The sequence below is a fragment of the uncultured Tessaracoccus sp. genome, assembly GCF_947255005.1.
Lineage (GTDB): Bacteria > Actinomycetota > Actinomycetes > Propionibacteriales > Propionibacteriaceae > Arachnia.
In genome coordinates, this window is sequence record NZ_CAMYFI010000014.1 from 13,030 (window position 1) to 32,409 (window position 19,380).

Sequence of the window (19,380 nt, forward strand, 5' to 3'; positions counted from 1 at the left end):
AGGTTGATACATGCAGTTTGACGTGGTGGATCTCATCCGAACCAAGCGCGACGGTGGAGCGCTCGGCCCTGAGGAAATTGATTGGGTGATCGACGCGTACACGCGCGGCGCGGTCGGTGACGAGCAGATGGCGGCGCTTGCCATGGCCATTTTCCTGCGCGGCATGTCGCGAGAAGAGATCGCCCGCTGGACGCAGGCCATGATCGCCTCCGGCGAGCGAATGGACTTCTCATCGCTCACCAAACCCACATCTGACAAGCACTCCACGGGTGGTGTCGGTGACAAAATCACGCTGCCGCTCGCCCCACTCGTCGCAGTCTTCGACGTGGCGGTGCCGCAGCTCTCCGGTCGCGGGCTCGGGCACACCGGCGGCACTCTCGACAAACTCGAAGCCATCCCCGGCTGGCGCGCCGCACTCAGCAACGACGAGATGCTCCGGCAACTCGACGACGTCGGCGCCGTGATCTGCGCGGCGGGCTCTGGCTTGGCGCCCGCCGACAAGAAGCTCTACGCACTTCGCGACATCACTGGCACCGTCGACACCATCCCGCTCATCGCCAGCTCCATCATGAGCAAGAAGATCGCCGAGGGCACCAGCGCGCTCGTCCTCGACGTCAAGGTGGGCTCCGGAGCCTTCATGCGCACACTCGACGAGGCCAGCGAGCTCGCGCGCACCATGGTCGACCTCGGCACCGACGCCGGCGTCCATACCGTCGCGCTGCTCACCAACATGAGCACCCCGCTCGGCCTCACCGCCGGTAACGCACTCGAGGTGCGGGAGGCCGTTGAGGTGCTGGCGGGGGGAGGCCCCGCCGACGTCGTTGAACTCACCTGCACCCTCGCTCGAGAAATGCTGGCCGCGCACGGCAAATCCGACGTCGACGTCGAGGCCGCGCTGAGTGATGGTCGCGCCATGGATGTGTGGCGACGCATGATCGCCGCCCAAGATGGCGATCCCGACGCGCCGCTCCCAGTGGCGAAGCACCAAGAAGTGGTGCACGCGGCTGAGTCGGGATACATCACCAAGATGGACGCATGGGACGTGGGCATCGCCGCCTGGCGGTTGGGTGCTGGGCGCGCACGTAAAGAAGATCCGGTGCAGGCCGTGGCCGGCGTTGAGCTTCATGCCAAACCCGGCGACCACGTCGAGGCCGGTCAGCCGCTCATGACGTTGCACACCGATACCCCAGAACGCTTCGAGCGCGCACGTGCGGCGCTGGAGGGTGCCGTCGGGTACGCCGTGGAGGCGCCGGAGATGCCCGGTATCGTGCTCGACAGAATTGCTGGAAGGGGCGCAGCGTGAGGGCGCGAATAGGGGTGGTGATTGCCCTGACGTGTGCGCTGGTGGCCTGTGCCCCCGGCCGGGGCAGCGACGCCGAGCAAGCCTCCCCTCCGGTGGCCACGTCGGCGAGTGAGTCGGGAGCGCCCGCCTCAGAGTCGACGTCTGAGCCTGAACAGTCCGAGGCGTCACCCTCGCAGAAGGCGTCGTCGTCGAGTGAACCCTCCACGGAGCCCTCCCCGAGCGACTCCTCGACGGATACCGCGCCGGCTCCGAAACCCGGGTGGAGCGTGCTCGACACCAAGCTATCGAGCGCTAGCGAGGTAGACGCGCTGCCAGTGAGCGCCGAGGTCGCCCACTACCTCAAGAGCAGGATGGGTGAGCCGTGCGAGCTCGAAATGACGCTGTTCGCCGTGCATTCCGACGGCTACCTGGTGGCCGACGAAACGGGCATTTGCGACGGTGCGGCACTGTTCGTCTACGGTCCGAACGATGGTGAGATCGAAGAGCTTGTCGAGTTCACTGCGGTGCCTGCTTGTTCGGAGTTCGAGAAGGCCGGCGTGCCCAAGGGTGTGCCCACGTCGAAGCTGTTTCCTGACGGGCTGGCCTGCTCGACAGGGTCGGGAACGGAGCGCTATTGATGCGCCGCTGTGCACTCGCAGGAGCCTTTGTGGTGCTGGTGGGCTGCACCGGCGGGGAGCCATCCATGCCTGAGGTTTCGGCTTCATCCGCCGCACCGACTGTCGCGTCATCCTCGGCTGCCACCGCCGCCGCGACGCCCGCCGCGACCCCGTCTGTGGAGGGGAGCTGGCGCACCCTCGACGCAACTGCGATGCTCACCAACGAAGAGATCGACGCAGTTGATGTCCCCGCGAGTTTGAAGACGTACTTGAAAGAGACGGTGCTCGACGTCGTCACTGCGAATGAGGGTGAGGAAGGCGCCGAAAACTGCCCAGTGGAGACCTCCGTCGTCGGGTATCACCCGGCTGGCTTCGCCGTCGTGAGCATCATCGGGTGTGGCCCGGAGGAGAGCAGCGGGGTTGTTGCGCAGGACGGCGACGGATGGGTGCCCGCCGTGCTCACCGCACCCGATATGCCGGACTGCGAAGAGCTCTCCGACGCCGGTGTCCCCGCCCAAGTTCCCTACCTGAATGGGGAAGGCTTGCGTTGCGAAGACAACGACGGCAGCGTGCGCTTCTGGTAGGCGTCGGGCCTACTCGGTGTCCCGCAAGATCTGGCTGAGCTCCGCATGCGCGGCATCGTCGAGCGAGATTTCCTTATCGTCGATCCAACCGACCTGCGAGAGTAGCCGACCGCTAGAACTCAGCCACACGCCGTCTGCGGCGAGGAGATCGCTCGGGGTGATGCGCTCCACGATGGCGTCCCACCCGCGTCGTTGCGCGGCGCGGAAAAGCACGCGCTGTGTGGTGCCCGGCAAGATGCCGACATCGGTGGGAGGAGTGATGAGCGTGCGCTCCCGCTTGATGAATACGCTGGCGGTCGGCGCTTCAAGGACGAAGCCGTCGGTGGTGGTGAAGATCACGTCGTCGGCGTTTCGACGCCGCGCCTCGCGCAACGCCGCCATATTGGTGGCATAGCTGAGAGTCTTGGCGCCAAGCAGTAGCCACGGCGACGAGTGAGCCGTCGTAGATGAGAAGCCGCGGCTGAGCAGCGCGACGCGGATGGGGTCTTCGGGCCGCAGCGCTGCAGGCAGCGGGGTGACCACAACCCATGCGTAGCCGTCGGGGTTTTCGGGTGCATAGCCGCGCATGACGAACAGCTTGACCATAGCTTCATTGGGGATCACGCCTTCGAGGGGTTCGGAGCGCCATGCGCTGAGCGCCGTGTCGACCGCGGTGCGCCAGTGCTCGTCGGAAGGCACTTCGATGTCGGTGATAGTGCCTGAGCGGCGCAGCCTCCACAGGTGCTCCTCCATCTTCTTCACCCGCTGGCCGTTGAACAGCATGGTCTCGAAGATGCCGTCGCCGCGGGCGATACCTTGCGCGAGAGGCGAGAAGTGCGGCGCGTCGGCATCGACGAGCACGCCTTCGGGATGTTGAGGGGTGAGTAGTACGAGCACGTCCATGTCGCTGAGCGTAGCGCGCCCGCGACGTTGGGTTGCCTGCGGGGTTTCGATACGCCCGCTTCGCGGGCTACTCAACCACCGGCACGGAACAGCTACTTAACCATCGGGGCGGTGGGTCTGATTCATAGAACTTCGAATGGTCGGGGTGACAGGATTTGAACCTGCGGCCTCGTCGTCCCGAACGACGCGCGCTACCAAACTGCGCCACACCCCGGTGGCAAATGAGCCGACGACCAGCATAGCGCAGTGGTCACCGGTGGTGCCAAACGACGGTTAACTGCGCGCTGCCAGCGTCACGAGGCTCGCTTCCGGGCGGCAGGCGAAGCGGATCGGCGCAAAAGGTGAGGTGCCCAGCCCTGCGGAAACGTGCAGGTGGGCCGTCTGTGCGTCGACGGTGTGCGTGCTCGCGCCGCGCACCCGGTCAGCTTCGAGGTCGCAATTCGTGGTGAGCGCTCCATATCCAGGCACACACACCTGCCCGCCGTGCGTGTGGCCGGCGAAGATGGCGGCAACGCCGTCGGCGGTCATTGCATCGAGCAATCGCAGGTAGGGGGCATGCGTGACGCCAACGGCGAGGTCGACGTCGGGTGCAGGCCCACCGGCCACAGCGTCGTAGTCATCGCGGTCGTGGTGGGCGTCGTCGGTGCCACGAAACTCCACGGTCAGCCCGCGCAGCCGCATGGTGTGTCGGCGGTGCGTGAGATCCACCCACCCGAGTGACTCCAGGGCTTCGCGCAGTTCGCTGGTGGGCAGCGAGGGTGCGACGTCGTCGGACGTGGCTGTGGACCTCCCCTGGGTGACATAGCGCAGGGGGTTCTTGAAGTGGGGCGCCTGGTAATCGTTGGAGCCGAAGATGAACACCCCGGGGACGCCACCCAGACCGTCGAGCGCATCGCGCAGCGGGCCGATGGCCGCACCAGTGCTGATGTTGTCGCCGGTATTGACGACGAGGTCGGGCTTCAACGAGGCCAGCCCTCTCACGAAGCGCAACTTATCGCGCTGGCTGGGCAGTAGGTGCAGATCGGAAATGTGCAGCACCTCGATGGCTTCGCTACCCGGTGGTAGCACAGGCAGGGTAGCCCGACGCAGCGTGAACAGGTGTGCCTCTGCGAGAGCCCAGCCGAACGCAGCGGCGCCGGCACCGATCAAGGCGCCGACGCATTTCACTGCAGCGTGCACTATCCGCCACCTTCACTCGGAGCCGGTGGCGCCGGCTGCTGCTGTTGCGGCGGGTTGTCGGGCGGCGGGGCAGGCTGCGTGTCGGGCTGCGCGGGTTGGGTCGGCTGAGGTTTCGGCTCCGGCTGTGGCTTCGGTTTCGGCGCCGGACGCGGACCAGCGGAGATGCGCAGGGAGATCGTCGAGTAGACGGGGGCTTCCTTCGACGGGGATGCACCAAGGAAGGTGCCCGCACGGTGCGACGAGTAGACGCTCAACCGCTGCGTACTGAACCCGGCGGCTTCAATCGTTCTCTTCGCCTCGTCGTAGCCCATGCCTGAGACGTTCGGCACGGGTACCTTCTTGCCTTCCTTCACCTTCTCGCCCGGTTCGACGAACTTCGTCTTCGGTTTGTCTTTGAGTGCGGCAGTCATTGCGGCCCGCCAAATCTGGCCGGCGTCGCCACCACCCGTACCGCGTAGATATTGGCCGTTGTGCATCCTAAAGCCGGTCAGCGACTTGCGGCGGTGTTCCTTCGGAAAACCGCTGTCGACCGCGAGCATGCCGACGCCCGCCATCTCGGGCGTATACCCAGCAAACCAAACCGCCGCGGCGCTCTGCGTTGTACCCGTTTTACCTGCCTGCGGCCTGCCATCTCTCAGCGCCGCTGGGCGACCAGTGCCGCTGGTCATCACATTCGCCAGCATCTTGTTCATCGCATCGGCGACGCCTTCGTCCATCACGCGCTCACAGCTGCCGTCGGGCACCGGAATCTCGGCACCACTCGCCGTCTTGATCGATTCGAGGATGCGGGGTTTGCAATGCACGCCGCGGTTCGCGAGCGTTGCGTAGCCTTCGGCCATAGCCAGGGGAGTGACGTAGCTCGTGCCGAGCACCCATGACGGGTAGTACGACTCCTGCTCCTTCATATCGACGCCGTCGGCGCGTACAACGCCGGATTTCTGCGCCATCTCAATGGCGGGGCAGTTGCCCATCGCCTGCGTGAGGCGAAGGAAGTAGGTGTTGACGGAGTTCTTCAACGCCTCAGTCATTGTGATGTTGCCGTAGCCACGCTTACCAAGGTTGCTCGGCGTGTAGTTCTTGTCGACGATTGAGATGCCGTCACAGCCCTTCCAACGCGTGCCGCCCAGGTCGGTGAGGGTGCCGGGAGCGTTGATGGTGTGCGTCATCGACATACCGCCCTGCAGTGCTGCTGCCGAGGCGAACACTTTCATAGTCGAACCGGACTGGAACCCTTCCGCGCCGCCCATCGCCTTGGTGACGTTGTAGTTGTAGTACGTCTCGCCCTTGGCTCTGTCGTCGCCCATCACAGGCCGGCTTTGCGCCATTGCGACGATGAGGCCCGTCTTTGGCTCCAACAGCACGGTGTTCGCGAGGATCGGGTCGGTCGGGGCGATCATGTTCGACACCGCCTTCTCCGCCGCATCCTGCGCGGCCGGGTTAATCAGCGTCTGAATTGTGAGGCCGCCGCGGCGCAACGTGTTGCGTCGTTCCTCTCGGGTATCGCCCAGGCCTTCCACCTCGCCGCTGAGCAGCGTGTGCGTGACGTAATCGCACAGGAACGGATACTTCGATGTGATGCAGCCGTTCGGGGTACGCGTGACCTTCTGCTGGTCGAAGCCGACCTTCTTCGCCTCGTCGGCCTCCGCCTGCGTCACGTACCCCTCATCAGCGAGGCGTTGGAGCACCACATTGCGACGCTGCAAGGCCTTGTGTTGGTTCCTCACCGGGTTGAGCCCGACGGGGTTCTGCACCAGGCCGGCGAGCAAAGCGCTCTGGGCCAGGTCGAGATCCTTCGCGGGGATACCGAAGTACTGCTGCGCGGCGGCCTCGACGCCGTAGGCGCCGTTGCCGTAGTAAGCGATGTTGAGGTACCGCTCGAGGATCTCCTGTTTCGTGAGTTTTTCCTCGACGGCGAAGGCGTAGCGTGCCTCGTGGATCTTGCGTTCGATCGACACTTCGACGGCTTCCTTCGCCGCCTTTGGGTCGTTGCTGTATTTCGCTTGCTCGACGCGCACGAGCTTCACGTACTGCTGGGTGAGCGTCGACGCGCCCTGGGTATCGCCCGCAATCGTCTTGAAGAACGCTCGAACCATGCCTTCAGGGTCGACAGCGCCATGCTCGTAGAAGCGGTGATCTTCGATGGCTATCTGCGCCTTCTGCATCAGGGGCGAGATCTCAGCGAGCGGTTTGTAGATGCGGTTCTCCTCGAAGAACGTGGAGAGCACCTCGCCATTGGCCATCAGGATTCGAGAACGCTGTGACTGCGGTGGGGTTTCGAACTCGGCAGGCAGGTAATCCAACGACTGCTTGGCGGCCTTCGTCGCTCCACTCGCCATCGCGACGAACGGCACCGCTACCCCGGATAGCAGTACGCCAGCAAGAAGGCTGATTGCCAGGAACATGAAGAGGGCATACGTCTTCTCGCTCAGTTTCGCCGATTTCATGGCGCTCAGTCTACGTGACACTCGAAACAATCCCCATATCTCACGCCGGCGAGCTCTGAGCAGCCCACCGACCCTTCCGTTACCTCGTCGTGACCTGGTAGGGTTCAACCCACTAGAGAACCTGCGCAAAGGAGGGCAGAGCATGTCTCTTGCAGAAGTGAGTGAATGGACGCTTCGAGCCAACTGCCGCGATCTAGCCGATGCACTGTTTCCTGAAGGCAAAGACCAAAAGCGTGCCCGAGCTGTGTGTCGAGATTGCCCTGTCCGGTCTGAATGCCTCGCGGAGGCGCTCGATAACCGCATCGAGTGGGGAGTCTGGGGCGGCATGACCGAGCGGGAGCGCCGTGCGCTGCTGCGGGCTCGCCCTGACATCAAGGATTGGCATGCCGTGCTCTGCCGCTAGCCGACGTGGTTGTTATCGCTGGCTAGGCTGACTTCCATGACGAAATGGGAGTACTTCACCGCACCGATCCTGTCGCACGTTGCACAGCAGATCCTCAACAACTTCGGTTCCGAAGGTTGGGAACTCGTGACCCTCGCGCCCGGACCAAACCCCGACACGCTCGTCGGCTACTTCAAGCGCCCGCTCGAGAGCTAATCGATGGAGTCCGCGGCACGCGTCGCGGACAAGCTCGCTGAGGCTTACCCCGACGCCCGATGCGAGCTCGATTTCACGACGCCATTTGAGTTGCTCGTCGCGACGGTGTTGTCCGCGCAATCCACCGACGTGCGGGTGAACGCCGTCACGCCGAAGTTGTTCGACGAATTCCCCGACGCCGAGGCGTTGGCCATCGCCAGCCCGGAACGCGTGGAGAGCATCATCCGTCCGGTGGGTATGTATCGCAACAAAGCGGTGGCCCTCGTCGGCCTTTCTCAGATGATCGTCGACGAGTACGCCGGCGCGGTTCCTGACACGCTCGAGCAACTCGTCGCGCTGCCAGGTGTGGGACGCAAGACGGCGAACGTCGTGCTTGGCAACGCCTTCGGTGTGCCGGGCATCACCCCCGACACGCACGTCATGCGGGTGAGCAACCGGCTCGGATGGGTGGACGAGCGCAAACCCGACGTCGTCGAACGGCGGCTCATGGAGCTGTTACCCCGCGAGCGGTGGACCGTCATGTCGCACGTGCTCATCGCGCACGGTCGACGGATTTGCCATGCCAGGCGCCCTGCCTGCGGCGCGTGCCCCGTCGCCGATGCGTGCCCGAGTAACGATTGCGGCGAACAAGACCCGAAGAAAGCGGCGGCACTTGTAGCGCAGGGGACGAGCCAGTGAAGGCGCGGCTCGTCGCGCTCGTCGCGGCGGTGCTCTGCATCGCCGGCTGTGCCCCGTCGCAACCCCCGCCCACCGCATCGCCTTCACCGTCGAGCGATCTACGCGCGCTCAGGGAGCAATACGGGGTTCCCGACTGCCCGGCAAGCGCCTCCGACGCTGAACCCGTCGAGGACGGGTTGCCGCGCACGGCGCTGCCCTGTTTGGGCTCCGACAAGGTAGTCAACCTCGCAGGGCTGCCTCGCAAGCCGATGGTCATCAACCTGTGGGCGCAGTGGTGCGCGCCGTGTCGGGAAGAGGCGGCCTTCCTTCGGGAAGCAGCCACGAAGCACAACGACATCGCCTTCCTCGGCATCAACTACAACGACCCGCGGCCCGACTGGGCGCTCGAATTCGCCTCCGTCGTGCACTGGCCATACCCGCACGTGCAGGACATGGACAAACAACTGCGTACCGAACTGAATGTGCCGGGCATCCCCATGACGCTCTTCGTCGACCCCTCGGGCCGCGTCGTCTACACGCACCCGGGCGTGTTGCGGTCCACCGAGCAGCTCGAACAGCTGATTGAGGAGCACCTGTGACGTTTGCGAAGCTGCGAGACGCACTCATGAATCCGCAGCCGCTACGCGCCTCCGACATGGACCGCCAGCCGCGCGGGCAACGCTCTGCCGCCGTCGCCATGATGCTCAGCGACGAACCCGACCCCCGCATCACGTTCGTGCGCAGGGCGTCGACGCTGCGCAATCATGCTGGCCAGGTGGCGTTGCCGGGCGGACGCATCGACCCCAGCGACGATGGCCCCGTCGGTGCCGCTCTGCGCGAGGCTTGGGAAGAGGTCGGGCTGGAGCGAGACGGCATCGATGTGCTCGGCCAGTTGCCTCCCGTGTGGGTGCCGAAATCGAACTTCGACGTCACCACCGTCGTCGTCACGTGGCCGGGCGGTGAGCTGTATGCGATGGATCCAGGCGAGACCGCATCCGTGCATCAGTGCCCGGTGTCGGTGCTCACGTCGGCGACAGTGCGTCGCACATCGCGTCATCCGACGGGGTTCCGCGGCCCGGCGTTCGTGTTGCCCGACGTGTTCATCTGGGGACTCACAGCGCACCTCGTCGACTGGGTGCTTCGGCTGGGGGGCTGGGAGACGAACTGGGACCGAGACGATGTCGTCCCGATCCCAGCGGAATACATGCGTGACTAGGCGCTTTCCCCAGGAACCACGTTCAGGTCGGGATGCTTGGCAGGCATCGTCGGATCGTCCTTGCGGGCCCACCCGTCGGATATGGCGTTCAGCGTCGCCTTGAACTCGGCGATGGTGGCTTCGGGTGCCTTGACCTTCTTGAAGTTGCCGATGCCGATCAGTGCGAAGACGCCGGCGAAGATGAGCGACACCACCGCGGCGATGAGGAAACCGAAGATGAGCGAGAGTGCCAGGCTGAGGCCCGTCAGCGTGAGGAGCCAGGTGAACAGCGCGGCGAGCGCTATGACGATCATCCACACCGCGTGGAGCGCGAAACCAAGCGACACGGCAAACATGCCCGTGCCAATGCCGGCCTTTTTCGCCGACGGTACGAGCTCGGCCTTGGCGAGTTCGGCTTCTTTGGACAAGAAGTCGCCCAGGTTCTCCCTGATGTCTTTCACGTTGTCAGCCATTTCGTTCCTTTCGTGTCCTCCTAGCCTATGCGGTGCCGGGCCAGGCGTCAGACTTTGATCTCCAGTCCGTCGTCGGGAATGCGAACGGGGTTGGTGAGCTCGGTGTGATCTACCCAAGCCCGCCAGCACAGGAGTTGGAAGGGAAGCTTCAAGTTTTCGCCGGGACGCGCTGCCGAGTCGTAGAGCTCCATCACTTGCTCGATGAGGTGGTTGAGCTGCCGTTCTCCGAGCGAGCGGGTCAGAGGCTGACGGCGGATCATCGTCTGCATCGCATCCCTGGACAGTTGCTCCCAGATGCGAAAGGCACGTGTTTCAATCTCGGGGAAGTAGGGCGACTCGCGCAGCTGTTCGAGAGACTGATGGCCGTAGTCACCGCGCATCGCCATCGGATCGTAACGACGAAGCAGGGCCGCCAAACGACGCACCCACGGCACGGAATCGTCGCGGATGAGGTACGACGCGGAGAAGCACCCGCCTTCACGCAGCACGCCGGCGATCTGCGGCAGCGCCTGTTCGGCGTTGAGGGTGTGGAAACTTTGGTGGCTTAGCACCACCTCAAACTGGAAGGGATCGGTGGGGATCGCCTCAGCGCGCCCTCTCAACGCGACGACGCCGGGAGCGCGTCGGTGGTGCTCCACCACCTTCTTCGACGGCGAGAGTGCGAGGACGTGGTGGCCGCGGTTGCTCAGGCGGCCGGGCAGTGCGAGATCGTCACCGACGACGAGCCCGCGCACGCCGCTCCAGACGGCGAGCCAATCGAGTGCTTCGGGGGGAAACGTGCTCACAGGACCTCCTCAACCCCAGCCTAGCCGTGTGCGGAGTTATCCACAGGCTTCGTGGGCCGTGCAAGTTTCGGGCGTGTCGCTGCCATAACAATGGGTATGAACGATATCGCACCCGTGTTGGTCCTTACCCGTGATGTATCGGTGTACGAAGCAGTGCAGGCATCAGCGCTCGCGCTCGACGTGCCGGTGGCTGCAGCCCACGACACCGAAGAGATGCATCAGCGGTGGCGCGCTGCGCGCCTTAGGCTAGTTGCACCCGATATGGCGGGGCGTGCCGCGTCGCTGGATACACGCACCGCAACGTACGTCGTCGGTAGAGATCCGAAGGCGCTGGTGCTCGCATCCGCCGAGCTCGGTTGCCCGGCGCTCATGCTGCCGCACGCTTCGGCGGAGCTGGCGGATCTGCTTGCGGAGGCGTCGGGCGGCCCGGTGTCTCAGGCGTGGACGATCGCGGTGACGGGCGCCGTTGGAGGCCTCGGCACTTCTACGCTCGCGGTGGGGCTGGGCCAGGAGGCCGTCCGACGAGGATCCCGCGCGGCAGTCGTCGAGTTGGTGCCCGGCGGCGGTGGGCTTGACCTGCTGGTGGGGAAGGAAACCGACGAGGGGGTGCGGTGGTCGGAGCTCGCGCGGGCTCGCGGCGAGATCGGCGGGCTCGAGGCGCTGCTGCCGTCCGTCGACGGCCTGTTGTTGCTCGGCCTCGACCGCGGTGATCCGGCGTTCCCCGATCCGCAAGCAGCCCACGCCGTGCTCACGGCGTTGCGCCGCGAAGTTGACGTCGTGGTGGTCGATGATCGCAGCGGTTTTGACCTTCGCGCGGAGGCGCAGCTGCTCGTGGTAGGCGCAGACGTGCGCAGCGTGGCCGCTGCGCGGATGCGGGCGGCTGCGGCGGCAACCCCACCGTCGGGGCTGGTGGTGCGCTCCGGGCCTGGGCGACGGCTGGGCGCCGATGCCATCGCAAATGCGCTGGGCGTGCCGCTGGCGGGGTCACTAGCAGAGGATCGGGCACTGCCGCGCCTCGCAGAGCTGGGGGAGCCGCCCCTTCGCGGGCCTGCCAAGAAGTTCCGACGCGACGTGGCGGCCATCTGGCAGGAGGCGTTCCATGGCTGAGCTTTCCAGCATTCGTGAACGCCTTGGCGCGTTGGGGCGCAGCTACGGCCCCAGCGACGTGGCGGCCGTCATGCGAAGCCTCGGCGAGGTGGTCACCGACGCCCGCGTGCTGACGGTGATGGACATGCTGCGACGCGACTCCATCGGCGCCGGCCCACTCGAGGAACTGCTCGGCAAACCGGGGGTGAGTGATGTTGTCGTCAACGGCCCCGCCGATGTGTTCTTCGACGCCGGCTCGGGGCTCGAACGCGCAGCGGTCACCTTCCTCGACGACGAGCAGGTGCGCCGCTTGGCCATTCGTCTCGCAGCGACGGCCGGCCGCAGGCTCGACGACGCGCAGCCCTTCGTCGACGGGCGGCTGCCCGACGGTACGCGCCTCCATGCTGTGCTGGCGCCCGTGGCGATGCCCGGAACATGCTTGTCACTACGCGTTCCGGCCTCCCGTTCGTTCTCATTGGAAGATCTCGTGGCCAGTGGCTCCCTATCGCAGCGCGGAGCCAGCCTGCTGCGTGCCATGGTGCAGCGGAAGTTGCCGTTCCTCGTCAGCGGCGGCACGGGCTCGGGCAAGACGACACTGCTCGCGGCGCTGTTGGCAGAAGTACCTCACAGCGAGCGCATCGTCTTGGTGGAGGACGCCCGCGAACTCGTTCCCGATCATCCTCACTGCGTGCGCATGGAGGGCCGCCCGCCCAACGCGGAGGGCGCGGGGGCCATCAGCCTCACCGACCTCGTGCGCCAGGCCCTTCGTATGCGCCCCGACCGCGTGGTGCTGGGCGAGGTACGGGGCCGAGAGATCACCGACCTGCTTCGCGCCTTCAACACAGGGCACGAAGGCGGCTGCGCCACCATCCACGCCAACTCGGTGCGCGACGTGCCCGCGCGCCTGGAAGCACTCGCAGCGCTCGGAGGGCTCGACCGGGTGGCCTGCAGCGCCCAGGTTGCCGCAGCGCTGAAGCTAGTTGTCCACGTCCGCCGCGACGCGCAGGGGCGGCGCCGAATCGCAGAGCTCGGCGTCATCCGCCGCGACGGCGACGGCGTCGTCGTGCAACCAGGTCTCACATTCACCGCCGACGGCTGGGAACGCGGAGAAGCGGCGAGCATCGTCGAGGAGTGGCTATGTTGACGGCAGCACTCGCAGGCATCACGGGTTGGCTGGCCGTCGGCGCGCACCCGAGCTCGGCCCTTCGACGACTCTCGCCCGCCCGCTCCCGTCGACGTCGTCGCTGGCGGGCGACACCGGTGATGACAGCCGCGCTCGTGGCCTTCGGAGCTGTGACGCTCTTGCTTGGCCTCGGCGGCTTAGGCTGGGCGGTGGCGGCCGCCGTCGCCGCGGGAACCGCCTGCTGGCTGGTGCTCGAGCGTCGTCGGGCCAAGGTAGCTGGCAAGCGTTCGCAGGAAGTGGCAGACGCGGCGCGACTGTTGGCGTCGCTGCTGCGCTCCGGGCAGATTCCGACGGTGGCCTTGCGGGAAGCTGCTGAGGACCATCCGCTGCTCACGGAGGCGGCGTACGCGTCGGCGCTGGGGGCGGATGTGCCCGAAACGCTGCGCCGCACCGCTCAACTGCCGGGTGCGGAAGGGCTCGAATCCGTCGCGGCGGCTTGGCAGGTGAGCGAGCGCAGCGGTGCTCCGGTGGCTGGTGTACTGGAGCAGGTTGCCGATACGCTGCGGCAGGCGCGTCAGCTCGCTGAGGTTGTCGAGACGGAGCTGTCGTCGGCTCGAGCCTCGGGGCACATTATGGCCGTACTCCCCTTCGGTGCACTCGGGTTGGGTTTTTTCGCTGGGGGCAATCCGCTGGAGTTCATCTTCGGCGCTGCACTCGGGCAATGGCTCGCTGCGACGGCCGTCGGGCTGACGGCGCTCGGAGTGATCTGGACGGAAAGGCTTGCACGATGATGTCTGCGCTGTTGATCGCGCTCGCGGCGGCGTGCGCCTGGCTCCTCACCCCTGACAGGGCGCTGCACCGCTTGGAGGCAGGGCCAACGCGCCGGGCCGCAGAACACCGTCGCGGAGAGCAATATCCGACGTCGTGGCGCGCCGTGGCTGCCCTGGGTGCTGCGGGAATCTGCGCGGTGGGCCTTCCTGAAGTGCCGGCGCTGGCGCTCATGCTGGGTGCCGTCACCTTCCTCGCGACGGGACTTCTGCGCAGGCGCGTCTCGCACCGTCGAGAACAAGAAGAGATGCCCGACACCTTGGACTACCTAGCCGTCTGTCTCGAATCCGGGGCGCCTATTTCGGGTGCGCTCGCCACCGTCGCCGACGTGTCTCCCTCCCGCACGCAGGCACTCCTGCGGCGCGTGCTCGCTCATCTCAACGTCGGACGATCCGTCGAGGAAGCGTGGGAGGAGCTTGGGCAGCACCCCGTCTGGGGCACCGTGGCGAAAGACATGGTGCGTGCGAGCCGGTCGGGCACTAGTTTGTCGGGATCGCTGCGTCTGCATGCCGACGATGTGCGCGTACAGGTGCGCGATGCCGCCATGAAGCGGGCGCGCAAGGTGGGGGTGAAGTCGGTGATTCCGCTCATGGCCTGTTTCCTGCCTGCCTTTGTGCTCATCGGCGTGGTGCCCATCATCGCCGGCCTGCTGAAGAACTTCCTCTCGGGCGGATAAGCATCGTGCCTGTAGCGCGCTCCAGGCGCAGCAGGGCCAGTGCAGGATGCCGCTGTAGAGTGCGCCCATGCACAGCTGGTCGTGGGTGCTGGAGGCGCCCGAGGTCTCCACCGTCGACGTGCGCCCCGCGAGCGAGGGGGAGTACGGCGATTGGCCGGCGTGGGTGTCGTCTCAGGTGCAGCAACGTTGCGCCAGCCAGGGCATCACACGTCTGTGGACACATCAGCAGGAGTTCGCGGAGCTCGCCTATCGTGGGCAGCACGTTGCGCTCACCACGTCAACGGGTTCTGGTAAATCGCTGGCCTATCTGCTGCCAGTGATCGCCGCGACGGCCGAGGGTAACGTGGGCGTGGAGGTGCCCATCTCGCGTATCCGGCGCACCGAACACACCGCGCTGTACCTCGCACCGACGAAGGCGCTCGCGCACGATCAGGTGCGCGCCGCAACCACCTTTGGGCCAGCCGATTGGCGCATCACGGCCGTCGACGGCGACTCGGATGAAGCCGAGCGACGATTCGCCCGCGAGCACGCCAGTTTTGTGTTCACCAATCCGGACATGCTGCACTACTCCGTGCTGCCCAATCACCGGCGGTGGTCCAGGCTGCTCTCGGGATTGCGCTACGTCGTCGTCGATGAAGCCCACCGCTATCAGGGGGTGTTCGGCGCACACATCGCGCACGTGCTGAGACGCCTGCGTCGACTCGCCACCCACTACGGCGCCAACCCAACCTTCTTGCTGGCTTCGGGAACCGCCACGGGCATGGCGGAGTTCGGGGGCAAGTTGATCGGGGAATCATCGGTTGCAGCGGTGACGCGTGACGGGGCACCGAAACCGAAGCGTGTCGTGGCGCTGTGGAAGCCATCCATCTCGCTCAACCAAGACACGGGCAACCTCCTCGGACGCCTGGCGGTATCCGGGGCGCAGACCATCGCCTTCGTGGCGAGCAGAACGGGCGCGGAACTCGTCGCGCTCGAAGCCCAGGAGATCGCAGGCCCGGCCATCGCGAGCTATCGGGCGGGCTTTCTGCCCAGCGAGCGGCGCGGTTTGGAACAGGCGCTACAAACCGGCGAGCTGCGCGGGGTTGCGACGACGAACGCGCTCGAGCTCGGCATTGATGTGGCGGGCATGGACGCTGTGCTCATCGCAGGCTACCCAGGGAAACTGAGCACGCTGTGGCAACAGGCTGGGCGGGCGGGTCGACGGGGATCCGACGCGCTGGTTGTGGTGCTGGCCAGGGAGAACCCTCTGGACGGATTCCTCTTCGACCACCCGGACGCGCTGCTGCGCGCTCCCGTAGAGCAGGCCGTGCTGCACCCCGACAATCCGCGGATACTCGGGCCGCACCTTGCCGCTGCGGCTCAAGAGCTCCCGTTGACGCGTGAGGATGCCCGGTGGTTTGGCGGTTCCTACGGCGACGTCGTCCATCAGCTGGTGGAACAAAAAGTGTTGCGTGATCGGGGCGGGAAGTACTACTGGACCAGGGCAGATCGTGCCGTCGACTTCATCTCGCTGCGGTCGGCTGGAACGAAGCCCTACGACCTCGTGGAACGGGATACGGGAAGGATCGTCGGCACCGTCGATGAAGTGCGCGTCGACGCCGTCGCCCATCCTGGGGCGGTGTACCTGCACCAAGGGGAGAGCTTCCTCGTCGATGAGATCGACCGAGCCGATAGACAGGCCTTCGTGGTGCAGGCGCGGCCGAAGTACTACACCCAACCGCAGGTCAGTTCGGATATCGAGGTGCTCTCCGAACTGGATTCGCGTGCCTTCGGCGCCGCGACGGTCCACCGCGGCGACGTGCGGCTCACCTCGCAGGTGCTGGCGTTCCTTCGCCGCGACGAGCTCACGCACGAAGTCTGGGACCAGCACCCCTTAGAGATGCCGCGCAGGCAGCTCATCACGCAGGCGGTGTGGCTCACCATCCCTGACGCGCTCACCGCAGCCCTTGACTGGGGATCGCTGCAGTTGGGCGCTGCGGCGCACGCCATCGAACACACCGCCATCGGTCTGCTTCCGGCCTTTGCTGCCTGCGATCGCTGGGACATCGGCGGTGTCTCCACACCGCTGCACCCGGATACCGGAATGCCCACCATCTTCGTCCACGACGGTCTTGCAGGCGGCGCCGGATTCGCCTTCCGCGCTTACGACATCGTCGAGGCGTGGCTGACCGCCACACTGGGACGCCTTCGCCGTTGCCCCTGCGACGACGGCTGTCCCGCGTGCATCGTCTCTCCGAAGTGCGGCAACGCCAACCAGGTGCTCGACAAAGAAAAAGCCACCGTGCTGATGAGCCGTGTGCTCGAGGTGTGAACTGCGCCCACCCTCCACAGTTCCAATTTCGAGGCGACGAAGTTATCCACAACATTCCTTCCAGACGGGAATCTCGGGCGTGTCGCTGCCATAACGATGGGTGTCCGGGACATTCCCGGACGGCTTCGAGGGAAGGAACCCCAATGGACATCGTCAAGACCACCACTACCGTCAAGCGTCTGGCCGAACGCGGCCTGACCACCGTTGAGTACGCCATTGGCTTGCTCGCGGCCGCCGCAGCAGCACTGGTGCTGCTGCGCATCTTCAACGACAACCAGTTCTTCAAAATGCTCTTCGACTGGGTGGTGAACATCTTCAACAACATCAGTACCGGCAGCGGAGGCGGCAGCATCTTCGATATCTTCGGAAAGATGTTCGGTTTCTAATGCTCGCAGGGCTGGCGGGCGGCGGCATCGGCCGTCGCCCCTCACCCCGCGGCATGGTCAGCGTCGAACTCGCCATCGGCTTCGTCACTGCGACGATGCTGGCGGCGGTATTGGTAACGCTCACCATGCTCGGGGTGTCGCAAGCAGCGGTGGCGGAATCTTCCGCGCAGATCGCCAGGCAGCTCGCCCGGGGTGACGCCGACGCGGCCAGCAAGGCCAAGCAGCGGGCGCCGGGCACGGTGAACGTGGAACGCGACGACGCCGGTGTCACCGTCACCGTGTCTACGACCAGCTTGGTGATTGGCTTGGGCGATATTCCGGTGCGTGCCAGCACTTGGATGGCCTACGAGCCAGGCGCGCGATCATGAGCCGGGCAGAACGTGGCGTCGGTACCGTGCTCACTGCGGGCATCGCAGCTGTGACTGCCATCGTGGCCGGGGCATCGTGCATGTGCATCACCTGGTTCAGCACCATTCGACAGGCTGAGCGCGTCGCAGAGGTTGCGGCATTGGCGGGTGCGTCGGCGGCCGTGAGGGGTGACGACCCGTGCGCCGCGTCACAACAAGCGGCCCGGCGCAACGGAGGGTCCCTCTCTCGCTGCATCGTGCGTGGCGAGGGCCCGAACGTCGTCGTAGAGACCGGGGTGGTGGCGCACATCCAGCCGCACCTGGGACTCGTGCCCGAGCACATCGAACGGTTGGCCACCGCGGCCACCGTGTGATGGCGTAGTCCAAGAGCAGTTGTGCAGTAGAAATAGTGAAGAGCAACTACCGCCAACGAGGAAAGGGAATCTATGGCACTGCGCAACCGATTGGCCGAGGCGGGGTACACAGCAGATGGTGTGTTGGAACGCATCGGCGAGCTTGGCCAGGCCGGGCTCGGACGCAACATCACGGTTCCCGCATCCTGCGAGCTGGGCGATGTTAATGACCCGCTCGCCACGCTCATCAAGCTGTTCATCTTGCAGCAGGAAGTGCCACGCTCCGACGTCGCGTTCTTGAAAGGGGAGGCCGACCAGTACCTCGCCCAGCACGATGGGCTCGTGCGGGCCACGGTTGACGTCCGGCCATATGGTTCGCCCGACGATGGCGCTTCGGGCTGGGTTGTCTCCGACCTGACCCCCGGCCTTGACATGGTGACCACGCCCACCCGCCCCGACTACGTGCTGGGCGTCTCGCCGGCCTCCACCACGCTCGCGCAGATGACGATGCGCACCCCGGTTGAGCGTGCGCTCGATCTCGGCACCGGTTGCGGGGTGCAGTCGTTGCACCTCGCCCAGCACACGAAGAGTGTCGTCGCCACCGACGTCAACTCCAGAGCGCTCACCATGGCGCGCGAGAGCGCTGCGCTCACCGGGGTCGCCGTCGATATTCGGGAGGGGTCGTTGTTTTCGCCGGTGGAGGGGGAACGGTTCGATCTCATCGTCTCCAATCCGCCGTACGTGATGAGCCCGCCGTCGAGCGATGATTCGACGCTCACCTACCGAGAGACGAACTTCACCGGTGACGGTCTGCTACAGGCCATCCTCCACGACGCTCCGGCGCACCTTGCTCCGGGCGGCAGTCTCCAACTGCTCACGAACTGGGCCATCCTGGACGGCCAGGCGTGGGATGAGCGCATCCGGTCACTGGTGACGCCGCTCAACCTCGATGTGTGGGTGATTGAGCGGGAGCGCCTCGACAAGTACAGCTACATCGAAATGTGGCTCACCGACGCCGGGCTCGCAGGCACGCCTCAGTGGCGGCAAGCCTATGAGCGGTGGCTCGAGTACTTCGCCGAACTGCGCATTGCGGAAGTGGGGATGGGTTGGATTCTCGTCACCGACGCGGGCAGGGCCACCCCGCACGTCCGCGTCGAATCGTGGCCTCATGCCGCGCAGCAACCCGTAGGTCCACTCTTCGCGCGGCATCGGGCCGCAGTCGACGCAGCCATCGCCCCCGACGAGCAACTTCTGGCCTCACGCCCCCGGCTGGTCGACGTGCGTCAGGAAACGGTGGGTGCTCCAGGTGCAGTAGACCCGGAGCACATCGTCTTCAGGCAGACCACCGGGCTGCTTCGAGGCATGACGGCCGACACCGCGTTCGCCGCCGTGCTCGGGGCACTCGACGGCGAACTCACCGTGCAGCAGGTGCTGGGCGCGGTAGCGCAGATCCTGGAACTGGAGCCCTCGCAATTCACTGTGGACATGCTGGCCAAACTGCGTCAGGCGTTCGAAGAGCAGTACCTTGTTCTGGAAGGGAGCTGACGTACCACCCGGTGTTCCGCACTTCGTCG

Annotated in this window: 22 protein-coding genes and 1 tRNA gene; 17 read left to right on the forward strand and 6 right to left on the reverse strand. The window is 65.7% G+C overall.

Going from position 1 to position 19,380, the window contains the following annotated elements; genetic code table 11:
• Positions 1-10 precede the first annotated feature (10 nt).
• From Q0X61_RS04870 to Q0X61_RS04880, 3 genes are read left to right on the forward strand one after another with little or no spacing between them, the layout of a single operon-like run.
• On the forward strand, positions 11-1,303 hold the full coding sequence (locus tag Q0X61_RS04870; protein ID WP_297740914.1) for a thymidine phosphorylase: 1,293 nt from the start codon (positions 11-13) through the stop codon (positions 1,301-1,303).
• The gene (locus Q0X61_RS04875; RefSeq protein ID WP_297740916.1) at positions 1,300-1,920 is read left to right on the forward strand and encodes a hypothetical protein; all 621 of its coding nucleotides are present in this window, start codon (positions 1,300-1,302) and stop codon (positions 1,918-1,920) included. Before Q0X61_RS04870 ends, Q0X61_RS04875 begins: the two co-directional genes overlap by 4 nt.
• The gene (locus tag Q0X61_RS04880; RefSeq protein WP_297740918.1) at positions 1,920-2,483 is read left to right on the forward strand and encodes a hypothetical protein; all 564 of its coding nucleotides are present in this window, start codon (positions 1,920-1,922) and stop codon (positions 2,481-2,483) included. The genes Q0X61_RS04875 and Q0X61_RS04880 overlap by 1 nt, the downstream gene beginning before the upstream one ends.
• 9 nt (positions 2,484-2,492) lie before the next feature.
• Here the strand turns inward: Q0X61_RS04880 and Q0X61_RS04885 are convergent, their stop codons facing one another.
• The 4 genes from Q0X61_RS04885 to Q0X61_RS04900 all read right to left on the reverse strand — a co-directional run bounded on the left by Q0X61_RS04885 (position 2,493) and on the right by Q0X61_RS04900 (position 6,988).
• Positions 2,493-3,365, reverse strand: a complete 873-nt coding sequence (locus Q0X61_RS04885; protein WP_297740920.1) for an aminotransferase class IV — start codon at positions 3,363-3,365, stop codon at positions 2,493-2,495.
• Positions 3,366-3,502: 137 nt separating this feature from the next.
• A tRNA-Pro gene (locus Q0X61_RS04890) sits at positions 3,503-3,579 on the reverse strand.
• A gap of 59 nt (positions 3,580-3,638) precedes the next feature.
• Complete coding sequence (locus tag Q0X61_RS04895; RefSeq protein ID WP_297740922.1) at positions 3,639-4,544, reverse strand: metallophosphoesterase; 906 nt, start codon at positions 4,542-4,544, stop codon at positions 3,639-3,641.
• Positions 4,544-6,988, reverse strand: a complete 2,445-nt coding sequence (locus Q0X61_RS04900; protein ID WP_297740924.1) for a transglycosylase domain-containing protein — start codon at positions 6,986-6,988, stop codon at positions 4,544-4,546. Before Q0X61_RS04900 ends, Q0X61_RS04895 begins: the two co-directional genes overlap by 1 nt.
• A 142-nt stretch (positions 6,989-7,130) precedes the next feature.
• Between Q0X61_RS04900 and Q0X61_RS04905 the strand changes: the two genes are divergently transcribed.
• Genes Q0X61_RS04905 through Q0X61_RS04925 form a run of 5 tightly spaced genes read left to right on the forward strand, consistent with a single transcriptional unit; the run spans position 7,131 to position 9,459 of the window.
• On the forward strand, positions 7,131-7,391 hold the full coding sequence (locus Q0X61_RS04905; protein ID WP_297740926.1) for a WhiB family transcriptional regulator: 261 nt from the start codon (positions 7,131-7,133) through the stop codon (positions 7,389-7,391).
• A 36-nt stretch (positions 7,392-7,427) separates the two neighbouring features.
• A complete protein-coding gene (locus tag Q0X61_RS04910; protein WP_174202235.1) occupies positions 7,428-7,586 on the forward strand; it encodes a hypothetical protein in 159 nt (52 codons plus the stop codon).
• A gap of 3 nt (positions 7,587-7,589) precedes the next feature.
• A complete protein-coding gene (nth, locus tag Q0X61_RS04915) occupies positions 7,590-8,264 on the forward strand; it encodes an endonuclease III (RefSeq protein ID WP_297740930.1) in 675 nt (224 codons plus the stop codon).
• The gene (locus tag Q0X61_RS04920; protein ID WP_297740932.1) at positions 8,261-8,842 is read left to right on the forward strand and encodes a TlpA disulfide reductase family protein; all 582 of its coding nucleotides are present in this window, start codon (positions 8,261-8,263) and stop codon (positions 8,840-8,842) included. Before nth ends, Q0X61_RS04920 begins: the two co-directional genes overlap by 4 nt.
• On the forward strand, positions 8,839-9,459 hold the full coding sequence (locus tag Q0X61_RS04925; protein ID WP_297740934.1) for a CoA pyrophosphatase: 621 nt from the start codon (positions 8,839-8,841) through the stop codon (positions 9,457-9,459). Before Q0X61_RS04920 ends, Q0X61_RS04925 begins: the two co-directional genes overlap by 4 nt.
• Here Q0X61_RS04925 and Q0X61_RS04930 read toward each other — a convergent pair.
• Together Q0X61_RS04930 and Q0X61_RS04935 are read right to left on the reverse strand one after the other, a co-directional pair.
• A complete protein-coding gene (locus Q0X61_RS04930) occupies positions 9,456-9,911 on the reverse strand; it encodes a phage holin family protein (RefSeq protein WP_297740935.1) in 456 nt (151 codons plus the stop codon). The two genes, Q0X61_RS04925 and Q0X61_RS04930, sit on opposite strands and share 4 nt — an antisense overlap.
• 47 nt (positions 9,912-9,958) lie before the next feature.
• Positions 9,959-10,696: a class I SAM-dependent methyltransferase gene (locus Q0X61_RS04935; RefSeq protein ID WP_297740937.1), complete on the reverse strand. Its 738-nt coding sequence runs from the start codon at positions 10,694-10,696 to the stop codon at positions 9,959-9,961.
• A gap of 96 nt (positions 10,697-10,792) precedes the next feature.
• On the opposite strand from Q0X61_RS04935, the gene ssd reads away from it, so the two are divergent.
• The 9 genes from ssd (at position 10,793) to Q0X61_RS04980 (ending at position 19,351) form a co-directional block, all read left to right on the forward strand.
• Positions 10,793-11,803 (forward strand): septum site-determining protein Ssd, encoded by a 1,011-nt coding sequence (gene ssd / locus Q0X61_RS04940; RefSeq protein ID WP_297740939.1) that lies wholly within the window; start codon positions 10,793-10,795, stop codon positions 11,801-11,803.
• Complete coding sequence (locus tag Q0X61_RS04945; protein WP_297740940.1) at positions 11,796-12,926, forward strand: TadA family conjugal transfer-associated ATPase; 1,131 nt, start codon at positions 11,796-11,798, stop codon at positions 12,924-12,926. The genes ssd and Q0X61_RS04945 overlap by 8 nt, the downstream gene beginning before the upstream one ends.
• On the forward strand, positions 12,920-13,696 hold the full coding sequence (locus Q0X61_RS04950) for a type II secretion system F family protein (protein ID WP_297740942.1): 777 nt from the start codon (positions 12,920-12,922) through the stop codon (positions 13,694-13,696). The genes Q0X61_RS04945 and Q0X61_RS04950 overlap by 7 nt, the downstream gene beginning before the upstream one ends.
• A complete protein-coding gene (locus Q0X61_RS04955) occupies positions 13,693-14,409 on the forward strand; it encodes a type II secretion system F family protein (protein WP_297740944.1) in 717 nt (238 codons plus the stop codon). The genes Q0X61_RS04950 and Q0X61_RS04955 overlap by 4 nt, the downstream gene beginning before the upstream one ends.
• 67 nt (positions 14,410-14,476) lie before the next feature.
• Complete coding sequence (locus tag Q0X61_RS04960) at positions 14,477-16,720, forward strand: DEAD/DEAH box helicase (protein ID WP_297740946.1); 2,244 nt, start codon at positions 14,477-14,479, stop codon at positions 16,718-16,720.
• Positions 16,721-16,863: 143 nt separating this feature from the next.
• On the forward strand, positions 16,864-17,106 hold the full coding sequence (locus Q0X61_RS04965; RefSeq protein ID WP_297740948.1) for a DUF4244 domain-containing protein: 243 nt from the start codon (positions 16,864-16,866) through the stop codon (positions 17,104-17,106).
• Positions 17,106-17,474: a hypothetical protein gene (locus tag Q0X61_RS04970; protein WP_297740950.1), complete on the forward strand. Its 369-nt coding sequence runs from the start codon at positions 17,106-17,108 to the stop codon at positions 17,472-17,474. The genes Q0X61_RS04965 and Q0X61_RS04970 overlap by 1 nt, the downstream gene beginning before the upstream one ends.
• Positions 17,471-17,827, forward strand: coding sequence for an Rv3654c family TadE-like protein (locus tag Q0X61_RS04975; protein ID WP_297740952.1), 357 nt, complete (start codon positions 17,471-17,473; stop codon positions 17,825-17,827). Before Q0X61_RS04970 ends, Q0X61_RS04975 begins: the two co-directional genes overlap by 4 nt.
• 72 nt (positions 17,828-17,899) lie before the next feature.
• Positions 17,900-19,351, forward strand: a complete 1,452-nt coding sequence (locus Q0X61_RS04980; protein WP_297740955.1) for a methyltransferase — start codon at positions 17,900-17,902, stop codon at positions 19,349-19,351.
• Positions 19,352-19,380 lie beyond the last annotated feature (29 nt).

Bases quoted from the DNA above. Each gene is read 5' to 3' on its own strand.
- Q0X61_RS04945 (WP_297740940.1), top strand. From the start codon at position 11,796: ATGGCTGAGCTTTCCAGCATTCGTGAACGCCTTGGCGCGTTGGGGCGC.
- Q0X61_RS04955 (WP_297740944.1), top strand. From the start codon at position 13,693: ATGATGTCTGCGCTGTTGATCGCGCTCGCGGCGGCGTGCGCCTGGCTC.
- Q0X61_RS04960 (WP_297740946.1), top strand. From the start codon at position 14,477: ATGCACAGCTGGTCGTGGGTGCTGGAGGCGCCCGAGGTCTCCACCGTC.
- Q0X61_RS04900 (WP_297740924.1), bottom strand. From the start codon at position 6,988: ATGAAATCGGCGAAACTGAGCGAGAAGACGTATGCCCTCTTCATGTTC.
- Q0X61_RS04975 (WP_297740952.1), top strand. From the start codon at position 17,471: ATGAGCCGGGCAGAACGTGGCGTCGGTACCGTGCTCACTGCGGGCATC.
- Q0X61_RS04930 (WP_297740935.1), bottom strand. From the start codon at position 9,911: ATGGCTGACAACGTGAAAGACATCAGGGAGAACCTGGGCGACTTCTTG.
- Q0X61_RS04880 (WP_297740918.1), top strand. From the start codon at position 1,920: ATGCGCCGCTGTGCACTCGCAGGAGCCTTTGTGGTGCTGGTGGGCTGC.
- Q0X61_RS04910 (WP_174202235.1), top strand. From the start codon at position 7,428: ATGACGAAATGGGAGTACTTCACCGCACCGATCCTGTCGCACGTTGCA.
- Q0X61_RS04970 (WP_297740950.1), top strand. From the start codon at position 17,106: ATGCTCGCAGGGCTGGCGGGCGGCGGCATCGGCCGTCGCCCCTCACCC.
- ssd (WP_297740939.1), top strand. From the start codon at position 10,793: ATGAACGATATCGCACCCGTGTTGGTCCTTACCCGTGATGTATCGGTG.
- Q0X61_RS04950 (WP_297740942.1), top strand. From the start codon at position 12,920: ATGTTGACGGCAGCACTCGCAGGCATCACGGGTTGGCTGGCCGTCGGC.
- nth (WP_297740930.1), top strand. From the start codon at position 7,590: ATGGAGTCCGCGGCACGCGTCGCGGACAAGCTCGCTGAGGCTTACCCC.
- Q0X61_RS04980 (WP_297740955.1), top strand. From the start codon at position 17,900: ATGGCACTGCGCAACCGATTGGCCGAGGCGGGGTACACAGCAGATGGT.
- Q0X61_RS04905 (WP_297740926.1), top strand. From the start codon at position 7,131: ATGTCTCTTGCAGAAGTGAGTGAATGGACGCTTCGAGCCAACTGCCGC.
- Q0X61_RS04885 (WP_297740920.1), bottom strand. From the start codon at position 3,365: ATGGACGTGCTCGTACTACTCACCCCTCAACATCCCGAAGGCGTGCTC.
- Q0X61_RS04965 (WP_297740948.1), top strand. From the start codon at position 16,864: ATGGACATCGTCAAGACCACCACTACCGTCAAGCGTCTGGCCGAACGC.
- Q0X61_RS04870 (WP_297740914.1), top strand. From the start codon at position 11: ATGCAGTTTGACGTGGTGGATCTCATCCGAACCAAGCGCGACGGTGGA.